The sequence below is a fragment of the Streptomyces sp. NPDC090127 genome (assembly GCF_044746945.1).
Lineage (GTDB): Bacteria > Actinomycetota > Actinomycetes > Streptomycetales > Streptomycetaceae > Streptomyces.
In genome coordinates this window covers 389293-400025 of record NZ_JBIVDE010000004.1, presented here as the reverse complement: position 1 = coordinate 400025, position 10733 = coordinate 389293, and the positions used below count along the sequence as shown (strand labels likewise).

The following is a 10733-nucleotide window of genomic DNA, read 5'->3' as shown; positions in this document are numbered from 1 at the left end:
TCCCGGGGCGCTGCCTGTTCCCGGGGCCGCAGCCTCCTCCCGGGGCCCACCCTCTCCCGGGGCGCTGCGCTGCCTCCTCCCGGCCCCGGGCCGCCGCGTTCTCCCGGGCCCGCCTTCTCCCGGGGCGCTGCCTGTTCCCGGGGCCGCAGCCTCCTCCCGGGGCCCACCCTCTCCCGGGGCGCTGCGCTGCCTCCTCCCGGCCCCGGGCCGCCCGCCGGGACGGGTAACGTTCCCGGCCATGGGGATCATGCTTGTCACCGGGGCCGGGGGCGCCGGTCGGACCACCGTGGCCGTCGCCGCCGCACTCGCCGAGGCACAGACCGGCCGCCGCGTCCTGCTCGTCTCCGGCGACGCCGACGACGGCCTCGGGGTGGACGTCCTGCGGCCCACCCCCGCCGCCGACTTCCGGCGCGAGTTCCTCGCCCTGCAGGAACGCTCCGCCACCGCCCTCGACCTCCTGGGCGCCACCCCCTTCGAGGACGCCGAGCTCACCGAGCTACCCGGCAGCGCCTCCTTCGCCCTGCTCCGCGCCCTGCGCGAGGCGGCCGCACGGGTGCGCGGTCACGAGCGGGACCTCGTCGTCGTCGACCTGCCCCCGCTCCTCGACGCCCTCGCCCTGCTCGCCCTGCCCGAGCAGCTGCGCCGCTACCTCCGCCGCCTCCTGCCGCCCGAACGGCAGGCCGCCCGCGCCCTGCGCCCCATGCTCGCCCAGCTCGCCGGCGTCCCCATGCCCGCGCAGTTCCTCTACGACACGACCGCCCGCTGGGAGGAGGAGCTCGCCGCCGTCCAGGCCGTGGTCGACGCCCCCACCACCACCGTCCGCCTCGTCGTCGAGCCCGGACCCGCCGCGGCCGAGACCCTGCGCACCGCCCGCCTCGGGCTCGCGCTCCACGGCCTCGCCCTCGACGCGGTCGTCGCCAACAAGCTGCTCCCCGCCGCGTCCGAGGACCCCTGGTTCGCCGCGCTCACCGCGCAGCAGCACGCGCACCTGGCCCACCTGCGTACCGGACACGACGGAGCCGTCCACGCCCTCCCGCACCTCGGCCGGGACCCGCGCGGCGCCGAGGACCTCGCCCTGCTCGCGGTCGATGCGAAGCCCACGCCCGCCCCCGCGTGGACGGTCGAGGACCGCCGTGCCGAGGACGGCACCCTCGTCTGGCACATCCCCCTGCCCGGCGCGGTCAAGGGGGAGCTCTCCCTCGTCCGGCGCGGCGACGAACTCCTCCTCGCGGTCGGCCCGTTCCGCCGCAACGTCCCGCTGCCGCCCGCCCTGCGCCGCTGCACGGTCGCCGGGGCCGGTCTCGTCGACGGCGATCTGCGGGTCAGGTTCACCCCGGACGCCGGACTCTGGCCGAAGGCCCCCTGAGGGCGTGTACCGTCGACGGTACAAGCCGTAAGGAGTACGCCATGAGCGATTCGGATGCCTGGGCCAAGGCGTGCGCCGAGGACCTGGAGGCCGAGAAGGCCCGCCGTCGCGCCGCCTCCGGCGCGGAGCCCGGCTCGGCCGCAGAGGAACTCCGCAAGCTCTTCGACGCCGTCGCCGACAAGGTATCGACCCTGCGCGGACCGCTGACGGGTATGGCCGCCCAGGGCACCGTCCAGCAGTTCGTCAACCAGGCGAAGGCCGCCGTCGAGCCGATCATCGAGCGGAACCCGCAGGTCTTCGACCACCTCGCGGCCGCCGGGAACGAGCTGCTCGCCGCCTACCGCTCGGCGGTCGAGACCCACGAGACCCGCTGGACGCGCGACGAGCCGGGCGACCCGCGCCGCGACAGCACCCCGCGGGACGCCTCGCGGGACGACCGGCAGGACCCTTCGCAGGGCCCCGGGCCCGAGGACGAGGGGCCCGAACCCGGGCGCCCCATCGACCTGGACTGATCAGTACGGGCGGCCCCCTCGGGTACGGTTGGCCCTAGCGGGGCTCGACCGAAAACTGAGGGACACATGGGACTCACCATCGGCGTCGACATCGGCGGCACGAAGATCGCGGCCGGCGTGGTCGACGAGGAGGGCAACATCCTCGACACGCACAAGGTGCCCACCCCGCCGACCCCCGAAGGCATCGTCGACGCGATCTGCGCCGCTGTCTCCGAGGCCGGCAAGGGCCATCAGATCGAGGCGGTCGGCATCGGTGCCGCGGGCTACGTCGACGACAAGCGCGCCACCGTCCTCTTCGCGCCGAACATCGACTGGCGGCACGAGCCGCTGAAGGACAAGGTCGAGCAGCGGGTCGGCCTGCCGGTCGTCGTCGAGAACGACGCGAACGCGGCCGCCTGGGGCGAGTACAAGTTCGGCGCGGGCAAGGGCCACGAGGACGTCATCTGCATCACCCTCGGCACCGGCCTCGGCGGCGGCATCATCATCGGCAACAAGCTGCGCCGCGGCCGCTTCGGCGTCGCGGCCGAGTTCGGCCACATCCGGGTCGTCCCCGACGGCCTGCTGTGCGGCTGCGGCAGCCAGGGCTGCTGGGAGCAGTACGCCTCCGGGCGCGCCCTCGTCCGGTACGCCAAGCAGCGCGCCAACGCCACGCCCGAGCGCGCCGAGGTCCTGCTCGGTCTCGGCGACGGCACGCCCGAGGGCATCGAGGGCAAGCACATCAGCGAGGCCGCCCGCGCCGGCGACCCGGTGGCCGTGGACTCCTTCCGCGAGTTGGCCCGCTGGGCCGGCGCCGGTCTCGCCGACCTGGCCTCGCTCTTCGACCCGTCGGCGTTCATCGTCGGCGGCGGCGTCTCGGACGAGGGCGAGCTGGTCCTCGACCCGATCCGCAAGTCCTTCCGCCGCTGGCTGATCGGCGGCCAGTGGCGTCCGCACGCCCAGGTCCTCGCCGCGCAGCTCGGCGGCAAGGCCGGTCTCGTCGGCGCGGCCGACCTGGCCCGCCAGGGCTAGCTTTCGCACGGCACCCTCACCCGCCCGCCGCGCCCTCCGGGGAGCGGCGGGCGGGTGTCGTATGTTGCAGGGCATGGCGATCATCCCGCTGCCCAACTCCCGCACCGAGGCGGACGGTTCGGCCGTCGTCCGGATCCTCAGCTACAACGTCCGCTCGATGCGCGACGACGAGGACGCCCTCGCCCGGGTCATCCGGGCCTGCGCGCCCGATCTCGTCTTCGTCCAGGAGGCGCCCCGCTTCTTCCGCTGGCGCAAACACGCGGCCCGGCTCGCCGCGAAGAGCGAACTCGTCGTCCTCGGCGGCGGCGCCACAGCCGCTGGACCGCTCCTGATGTGCTCGCTGCGGGCGACCGTGGAGCGCACCGAGGACGTGCTGCTGCCGCTCACCCCGGGGCTCCACCGGCGCGGCTTCGCCACCGCCGTCGTACGGTTCGCGGGCGCCCGGGTCGGGCTCATCAGCTGCCATCTGAGCCTGCGGAGCGAGGAACGGTACGCCCAGGCCGGGATGCTCCTCGACCGGGCGGCCGACCTGGACGCCCCGCACGCGATCGTGGCCGGAGACCTCAACGAGCGCCCCGACGGCCGGAGTTTCACCCGCCTGACGAAGGAGCTCCAGGACGGCTGGGCGGTCAGCCCGTGGGGCGGCGAGTACACCTCGACCCCCGCCGACCCGCACCAGCGCATCGACGCGATCCTGGCGACGCGGGGTGTGGAGTTCCTCGGCTGCGGGGTCCCCCAGGACCTCGACCCGGCGGACCTGCGGGCGGCGACGGACCACCTGCCGGTGCTGGCCGCCGTACGGATCCCGGCGTCCTGACCCCGACGGAAGCGCGGCCATGCGCAGCACTCGGACAGGCGCGCGGCCATGCGCAGCACCCGGACAGGAGCGCGGCCATGCCCAGCGCCCGGACGGGAGCGCGGCCACGTGCAGCACCCGGACGGGAGCGTGGCCATGCCCAGCCCGTCACGCGCCGCGGCCCCCGCCGAGCAGGGCGGGGGCCGCGGGTGGGCGTGCGGGCGCGGTCGGACCGGCGCGGGGGGCGGTCAGACCACCGCGCCGCGGCCCGGGTCGTCGTAGCCGTCGTCGTCCTCGTCGTCGTGCTTCATCCGGGCGACCAGCGTCGCGAAGCCGCCCAGGAAACCGCCCACGCAGACGGTGGTGAGCCACCACGTCATGTCCCACTGGAGCAGGACGGCGAGCAGCAGGAGCACCGGGCCGCCCACCACGCCGAGCCAGGCGAACTTGGTCGTCGCGTCTGCCTCCGGCAGCGGCGGGGGCTCCGGCGGGACGAAGTGGCCCTCGCCGTCGTCGTCGCCCTTCCTGGCGGACCTGCCCGGCTTCCCGGACTTCCCCGTCTTCTCGCCGTCCGCCTCGCCGGGCTCGGCGTCCGGGTCGGCCAGGGAGTAGTCCCGGGGGCCGCCTCCGCCCACGCCGACGCCGACACCGGGCGCGAAGACGATCGAGCTGCCCAGCGCGGGCTTCGCCGGTCCGCCGTCCTCGGAATCCCTGGGGGCCTCGCGGCCCCCGGGACTCGTGGAGTCCCCGGGACTCTCGGGACTCCCGGGACTCATGGAGCCCCCGGGACTCATGGAGCCCCCGTGACTCTTGGGGCCCCCGGGACCCTTGGCGTTCCTGTCCCCGTCTCCGTCTGCGTCTCCGCTCCCGTCCCCGTCTGCGTCTCCGTCCCCGCTGCCGTCCCGGTCCTCGTCGGCGTCGGTCGAGATCTTCGGGCCCGTCGAGCCCTCGTCCTCCACCGGCTCCGGAAGCGCCAGGTCCTGTACCGACCGGAACGGTCTCGCTCCCGGCGGGTCCGCCGGCTCCTCGCCGTACCCCGCGACGATCGCGGCCCAGGCCGCCTCCTCGTCGATGGGCTGCGGCTCGCGCTCCCCGTCCTGCTGCTCAGCCACCGCTCGTGCTCCCCTTCTCCCCGACCAGGTCCGGAGCGAGCCGGCCGACGAACGCCCAGCTCTCCTCGAAGATCCGCTCCGCGTCATGGTCCAACGTCGCGACGTGATAGCTCTGTTCCAGCAGGAGTTCCGTCACGTCCGTCGACGAGATCCGGCTGAGGATCCGCGCCGAGTCGGCCGGCGGGACCACGTGGTCCTGCGGGCTGTGCAGCAGCACCACCGGCTGGGTGACCTGCGGCAGCTCCGCGTCCACGGTCCGGAAGAACTGACGCAGGGAGTGCGCCGCGTGCAGCGGCACCCGGTCGTAACCGATCTCCGCGACGCCCTCCTTGGCGATGTCGCTCGCGATGCCGTTCGTCGAGCGGACGAGGTGGCGGACGACCGGCAGCGCGTGCGCGGCGACGCCGTGCACCTTGTTCCCCGGGTTGACCAGGACCAGACCGCCCACCGCGTCCCCTTGCCTGGCCGCGAGCCGCAGCGCCAGCGCCCCGCCCATGGAGAGGCCGAAGACGAAGACCTGCTCGCAGCGGGACAGCAGGTCCCGGAGCTCCCGGTCCACCTCCGCGTACCAGTCGTGCCAGGTGGTGAGCTGCATGTCCTCCCACCGCGTGCCGTGGCCGGGCAGCAGGGGCACCGACACCGTCAGTCCGCGCTCGGCCAGGAACTCGGCCCAGGGGCGCATCGACTGCGGGGAACCGGTGAACCCGTGACAGAGAAGGACGCCTGCCTTGCCGCCCTCATGGCGGTACGGCTCGGCTCCAGGAAGGACCGGCACCGGGGTCTCCTGTTCGGGGGGTCGGCTTCGAGGGGGCGGGACTTCGACGAAGCACGGGCGAAAAAGGGGAAGGCCTTCACGGTACGCGACCGGACCGACACCCGACCAGGTCCGTATCCACGAAGGTGCGCCGTCCCCGGCCGCACCGGCGCGGGCGGGCGGGAAAAGGCGGGATAAGGTCTGTCCGACGGCACACGGAAGGTACTCGAGTTGATCTACGGCGCAATGAAGTTCTCCCTCGGCGGCTCGCTGAAGCTCGCCTTCAGGCCGTGGGTGGAGGGCCTCGAGAACATCCCCGCCGAGGGGCCGGCGATCCTCGCGAGCAACCACCTGTCCTTCTCGGACTCCTTCTTCCTGCCCGCCGTCCTCGACCGCAAGGTCACCTTCATCGCCAAGGCCGAGTACTTCACCTCGCCCGGGCTGAAGGGCAAGCTCACCGCCGCCTTCTTCAAGGGCGTCGGCCAGCTCCCGGTGGACCGTTCCGGCGCCCGCGGCGCCGGCGAGGCGGCGATCAAGGCCGGCATCGAGGTCATCGAGAAGGGCGGGCTCTTCGGCATCTACCCCGAGGGCACCCGCTCGCCTGACGGCCGGCTCTACCGGGGCAAGCCCGGCGGCCTCGCGCGGGTGGCCCTGGCCACCGGCGCGCCGGTGATCCCGGTCGCCATGATCGACACGGAGAAGATCCAGCCACCCGGCAAGGTCGTCCCCAAGCTGATGCGCCCGGGGATCCGGATCGGCAAGCCGCTGGACTTCACCCGCTACCAGGGCATGGAGGGGGACCGCTTCATCCTGCGCTCGGTGACCGACGAGGTCATGTACGAGATCATGAAGCTGTCCGGCCAGGAGTACGTCGACATCTACGCGACGGCCGCCAAGCGCCAGATCGCGGACGCCGAGAAGGCCGCCAAGGAGGCCGTGAAGGCCGAGATCGCGGCACGGGAAGAGTCCGGCGCCTGACCCCTTCGGGGAGGCGCCCGGGGGTGGGGGAGATGGCCAAGCGCGAGCGTGTCGTGCGGATGTCGGTCGAGCAGCCGCTGTGGCGCGCGCTCACCGCGTACCGCGTGCTGACGACGGTCTACGCCGTCCTGATCTTCGTCTTCGGCCGGGACCGCTACGAACGCCCCTGGGTCGCCGTCGTCTTCCTCGCCTTCCTGTGCGTCTGGACCCTGGCGACCCTCCCCAAGGTGGCGAACGCGGCCGGCTGCACCAAGCGTTTCCTGGTCGCCGATCTCACCGTCGCGCTCACCGGCATCCTGCTCACCCCGCTCGCCGACGAGCACGCCCGCACGGTCGACGGCCCCACCCTGCCGTCCATATGGACCGCCGGCGCCGTCCTCGCGTACGCGATCAAGGGCGGCTGGCGCTGGGCCGGTTTCGCGTCCTCGCTGGTCGCCGTCGCCAACATCATCGAGCGCGGCCACCCCACCCGCGACACCCTCCACAACGTGCTGCTGGTCTGGGTCGCGTCGATCGCCATCGGGTACGTCGTCGAGGTCGCCCGGGCCTCCGAGCGCACCCTAGCCCGCGCCCTGGAGATCGAGGCCGCCACCCGGGAACGGGAGCGCCTCGCCCGGGACATCCACGACAGCGTCCTCCAGGTCCTCGCCATGGTGCAGCGGCGCGGCACCGCCCTGGGCGGCGAGGCCGCCGAACTGGGCCGCATGGCGGGGGAGCAGGAGGTCGCCCTGCGCACCCTGGTCGCCGGCGGGCTGACCCGGCCCTCGCTGGTCTCCGAGGACGAGTCGGAGGGCGCCGTCGTCCGGATCGTGGAGGAGCCGGACGACGACGCGCCGGTCGACCTGCGCGCCCTGCTCGCGCCGCGCGCCGGGGCGCGGATCACGCTCTCGGACCCGGGCGCCCCGGTCCTGCTGCCGCCCGCCGCCGCCCGTGAGCTGGCCTCCGCCGTCGGCGCGGCCCTGGACAATGTCCGGGTGCACGCGGGCGAGTCGGCCCAGGCGTGGATCCTGGTCGAGGACTGGCCGGACGAGGTGATCGTGACGGTACGGGACGACGGCCCGGGCATCCCGGACGGGCGGCTCGCGCAGGCCGAGGGCGAGGGACGGATGGGAGTGGCCCTCTCCATCCGCGGCAGACTGCGGGATCTGGGCGGCACGGCCGATCTGATCTCGGTGCCGGGCCAGGGCACGGAAGTCGAACTGAAGGTCCCGAGGGACGCACGGGGGAAGGCGGGAACGCGATGAGCGAGCAGCGGTCGGAGCAGCAGACCGAGCAGGCGCGGATCAGGGTGATGGTGGTGGACGACCATCCGATGTGGCGGGACGCGGTCGCCCGCGACCTCGCCGAGGCCGGCTTCGACGTGGTGGCCACGGCCGGCGACGGCGAGCAGGCCGTGCGCCGCGCCGGGGCGGTCGGGCCGGACGTCCTCGTCCTCGACCTCAACCTGCCCGCCAAGCCGGGCGTCCAGGTCTGCAAGGAACTCGTCGGTGGCAACCCCGCGCTGCGGGTCCTGGTGCTCTCCGCGAGCGGCGAGCACGCCGACGTCCTGGAGGCGGTCAAGTCCGGCGCCACCGGCTATCTGCTGAAGTCGGCCAGCACGGCCGAGCTGATCGACGCCGTGCGCCGCACGGCGGCCGGGGACCCGGTGTTCACGCCCGGCCTCGCGGGCCTGGTCCTCGGTGAGTACCGCCGGCTCGCCTCCGAGCCCTTCCCGGCCGCCGGCGCCGACGAGCCCAAGGCGCCCCAGCTGACCGACCGCGAGACCGAGGTGCTGCGGCTCGTGGCCAAGGGCCTGAGCTACAAGCAGATCGCCGAGCGGCTGGTCATCTCGCACCGGACCGTCCAGAACCACGTGCAGAACACGCTCGGCAAGCTCCAGCTGCACAACCGGGTGGAGCTCGTCCGGTACGCCATCGAGCGCGGCCTCGACGACGCCTGACAATTCACCCTCCATGCCGTGTCGGAGTGACCCACGTCACTACTAGCGTGGGTCGTGCACCCCGTCCGCCACGGCGAAGGAGAGCCCCATGCGCGTCGGCGTACTGACCGGAGGCGGCGACTGCCCCGGTCTCAACGCGGTCATCCGCGCCATCGTCCGCAAGGGCGTCCAGGAGTACGGCTACGACTTCACCGGGTTCCGCGACGGCTGGCGCGGGCCCCTGGAGGGAATCGCCGTACCGCTCGGCATCCCGGCCGTCCGGGGCATCCTGCCGCGCGGCGGCACGATCCTCGGCTCCTCCCGCACCAACCCCTTCACCGTCGACAACGGCGTCCGCCGGATCAAGGAGAACCTCGCCAAGTACGAGGTCGACGCCCTGATCGCGATCGGTGGCGAGGACACCCTCGGCGTCGCGGCCCGGCTGGTCGACGAGTACGGCGTCCGCTGCGTGGGCGTCCCGAAGACCATCGACAACGATCTCTCCGCCACCGACTACACCTTCGGCTTCGACACCGCCGTCTCCATCGCCACCGAGGCCATCGACCGGCTGCACACCACCGCCGAGTCCCACATGCGGGTCCTGGTGGTGGAGGTGATGGGCCGTCACGCGGGCTGGATCGCGCTGCACTCCGGCCTCGCGGGCGGCGCCAACGTCATCCTCATCCCCGAGCAGCGCTTCGACCTCGACCAGGTCTGCGCCTGGGTCCACTCGCGCTTCCAGGCCACCTACGCCCCGATAGTGGTGGTCGCGGAGGGCGCGATGCCCAAGGACGGGGACGTGGTCCTCAAGGACGGCACCCTCGACTCGTACGGCCACGTCCGGCTCTCCGGCGTGGGCGAGTGGCTGGCCAAGGAGATCGAGCGCAGGACCGGCAAGGAGGCCAGGACCACGGTCCTCGGCCATGTGCAGCGCGGGGGCACGCCCAGCGCCTTCGACCGCTGGCTCGCCACCCGCTTCGGCCTGCACGCCGTCGACGCCGTCCGCGACGGCGACTGGGGGCAGATGGTCGCCCTGCGCGGCACCGACATCGTCCGCGTCCCCATCGCCGAGGCCACGGCGCGGCTGAAGACGGTCGACCCGGCGCTGTACGCGGAGGTGGGCGTGTTCTTCGGCTGAGGGCCGGGTGTCCACGGAGGTGAGGGCCGGGTGTCCGTGGAGCCAAGGGCCGGGTGTCCGCCGAGCCGAGGGCCACGCGGACCGCTTCCGGGGGTCGTATATTCGCCGTTACGCGACAATTCCGGCAAACCCCCGGGAGGGGATCCGTGGAAATCCTGGCATTCGGTGTCCAGTCCGACGAGAAGCCGCTGATCGAGAAGGCGTTCGCGGGGCACCACGGCGTCCGCTGCCTGGACGTCTTCCTCACCGAGGACACGGCCCCCATCGCGGCCGGCCACGAGATCGTCTCCACCAGCGTCAACGCCGACCTCGGCGGCCAGGTCCTGCGGGCCCTGGCCGCCGGCGGGACGAGGTTCATCGCCCAGCGCTCCACCGGGTTCAACAACATCGACCTCGACGTGGCCGGGGAGCTGGGCCTCACCATCGCCCGGGTCTCGTACTACTCCCCGTACTCCGTCGCCGAGTTCGCCTGGACCCTGGCGATGGCCGTGAACCGGCGGATCGTCCGCGCCTCCAACCGGACCCGCGACTTCGACTTCCGCCTCGACGGGCTGATGGGCCGCGACCTGCGGGGCCGTACGGTCGGCGTCCTCGGCACCGGGAAGATCGGCGAGGGCTTCACCAGGATCGCCCACGGCTTCGGCATGAACCTCCTCGGCTGGGACGTCGCCGAGAACCCCGCCTGCGTCGAACTCGGCATGAAGTACGTCGGGAAGGAGCAGCTCCTCGCCGAGTCCGACCTCGTGAGCCTGCACGTGCCGCTGCTCCCGGCGACCCGGCGCATCCTCGACGCGGCCGCCCTGCGGACGATGAAGGACGACGCCATCCTGGTCAACTCCAGCCGCGGCGGTCTCATCGACACCGAGGCCCTGGTCACCGAGCTCCGCGCGGGACGGTTCACCGGTGTGGGCCTCGACGTGTACGAGGCGGAGGCGGGGGTCTTCTTCCTCGACAAGTCCCTGGAGGTCGTCGAGGACGACACCCTGGCCCGCCTGGTGACCTTCCCGAACGTCGTGGTCACCTCCCACCAGGCGTACTACACCGTCGACGCGGTCGGCCAGATCGTCGACACGACCGTCCAGAACGTCCTCGACTACCTCGCGGGCAGGCGCAGCGAGAACGTCCTGGTACCGGCGGCCCCCTAGGGGGTG

11 protein-coding genes are annotated in these 10733 nt (G+C 73.2%); 9 read left to right on the top strand and 2 right to left on the bottom strand.

Features of this window, described 5'->3' with window-relative positions:
* Positions 1-238: 238 nt before the first annotated feature.
* From ACIPPS_RS17400 to ACIPPS_RS17385, 4 genes are all read left to right on the top strand, one after another.
* The gene (locus tag ACIPPS_RS17400; RefSeq protein ID WP_401432327.1) at positions 239-1366 is read left to right on the top strand and encodes an ArsA-related P-loop ATPase; all 1128 of its coding nucleotides are present in this window, start codon (positions 239-241) and stop codon (positions 1364-1366) included.
* A 41-nt stretch (positions 1367-1407) separates the two neighbouring features.
* The gene (locus tag ACIPPS_RS17395) at positions 1408-1878 is read left to right on the top strand and encodes a DUF5304 domain-containing protein (protein WP_401432325.1); all 471 of its coding nucleotides are present in this window, start codon (positions 1408-1410) and stop codon (positions 1876-1878) included.
* 66 nt (positions 1879-1944) lie between these two features.
* Positions 1945-2886 carry an ROK family glucokinase gene (locus tag ACIPPS_RS17390; protein WP_401432322.1) on the top strand — a complete coding sequence of 314 codons (942 nt, stop codon included), beginning with the start codon at positions 1945-1947 and terminating at the stop codon, positions 2884-2886.
* A gap of 73 nt (positions 2887-2959) precedes the next feature.
* Positions 2960-3703: an endonuclease/exonuclease/phosphatase family protein gene (locus ACIPPS_RS17385; RefSeq protein ID WP_401432319.1), complete on the top strand. Its 744-nt coding sequence runs from the start codon at positions 2960-2962 to the stop codon at positions 3701-3703.
* 227 nt (positions 3704-3930) lie between these two features.
* Here ACIPPS_RS17385 and ACIPPS_RS17380 read toward each other — a convergent pair whose 3' ends face one another.
* Entirely contained in the window at positions 3931-4659 is a 729-nt protein-coding gene (locus ACIPPS_RS17380; protein ID WP_401433115.1) for a hypothetical protein, read from the bottom strand.
* A 127-nt stretch (positions 4660-4786) separates the two neighbouring features.
* Positions 4787-5569 (bottom strand): alpha/beta hydrolase, encoded by a 783-nt coding sequence (locus ACIPPS_RS17375; protein ID WP_401432316.1) that lies wholly within the window; start codon positions 5567-5569, stop codon positions 4787-4789.
* 225 nt (positions 5570-5794) lie between these two features.
* On the opposite strand from ACIPPS_RS17375, the gene ACIPPS_RS17370 reads away from it, so the two are divergent.
* The 5 genes from ACIPPS_RS17370 (at position 5795) to ACIPPS_RS17350 (ending at position 10727) form a co-directional block, all read left to right on the top strand.
* Positions 5795-6526, top strand: coding sequence for a lysophospholipid acyltransferase family protein (locus ACIPPS_RS17370; protein ID WP_401433113.1), 732 nt, complete (start codon positions 5795-5797; stop codon positions 6524-6526).
* A gap of 32 nt (positions 6527-6558) precedes the next feature.
* Complete coding sequence (gene macS, locus ACIPPS_RS17365) at positions 6559-7770, top strand: MacS family sensor histidine kinase (RefSeq protein WP_401432313.1); 1212 nt, start codon at positions 6559-6561, stop codon at positions 7768-7770.
* The gene (locus ACIPPS_RS17360) at positions 7767-8465 is read left to right on the top strand and encodes a response regulator (protein WP_401432310.1); all 699 of its coding nucleotides are present in this window, start codon (positions 7767-7769) and stop codon (positions 8463-8465) included. Before macS ends, ACIPPS_RS17360 begins: the two co-directional genes overlap by 4 nt.
* 88 nt (positions 8466-8553) lie before the next feature.
* Complete coding sequence (locus ACIPPS_RS17355) at positions 8554-9582, top strand: 6-phosphofructokinase (protein ID WP_401432307.1); 1029 nt, start codon at positions 8554-8556, stop codon at positions 9580-9582.
* A gap of 146 nt (positions 9583-9728) precedes the next feature.
* Positions 9729-10727 (top strand): 2-hydroxyacid dehydrogenase, encoded by a 999-nt coding sequence (locus ACIPPS_RS17350; protein WP_401432304.1) that lies wholly within the window; start codon positions 9729-9731, stop codon positions 10725-10727.
* Positions 10728-10733: the final 6 nt, after the last annotated feature.

Excerpts from the sequence above, each read along its gene's own strand:
- ACIPPS_RS17400 (WP_401432327.1), top strand. The coding sequence starts at position 239 with ATGGGGATCATGCTTGTCACCGGGGCCGGGGGCGCCGGTCGGACCACC.
- ACIPPS_RS17395 (WP_401432325.1), top strand. The coding sequence starts at position 1,408 with ATGAGCGATTCGGATGCCTGGGCCAAGGCGTGCGCCGAGGACCTGGAG.
- ACIPPS_RS17390 (WP_401432322.1), top strand. The coding sequence starts at position 1,945 with ATGGGACTCACCATCGGCGTCGACATCGGCGGCACGAAGATCGCGGCC.
- ACIPPS_RS17385 (WP_401432319.1), top strand. The coding sequence starts at position 2,960 with ATGGCGATCATCCCGCTGCCCAACTCCCGCACCGAGGCGGACGGTTCG.
- ACIPPS_RS17370 (WP_401433113.1), top strand. The coding sequence starts at position 5,795 with ATGAAGTTCTCCCTCGGCGGCTCGCTGAAGCTCGCCTTCAGGCCGTGG.
- macS (WP_401432313.1), top strand. The coding sequence starts at position 6,559 with ATGGCCAAGCGCGAGCGTGTCGTGCGGATGTCGGTCGAGCAGCCGCTG.
- ACIPPS_RS17360 (WP_401432310.1), top strand. The coding sequence starts at position 7,767 with ATGAGCGAGCAGCGGTCGGAGCAGCAGACCGAGCAGGCGCGGATCAGG.
- ACIPPS_RS17355 (WP_401432307.1), top strand. The coding sequence starts at position 8,554 with ATGCGCGTCGGCGTACTGACCGGAGGCGGCGACTGCCCCGGTCTCAAC.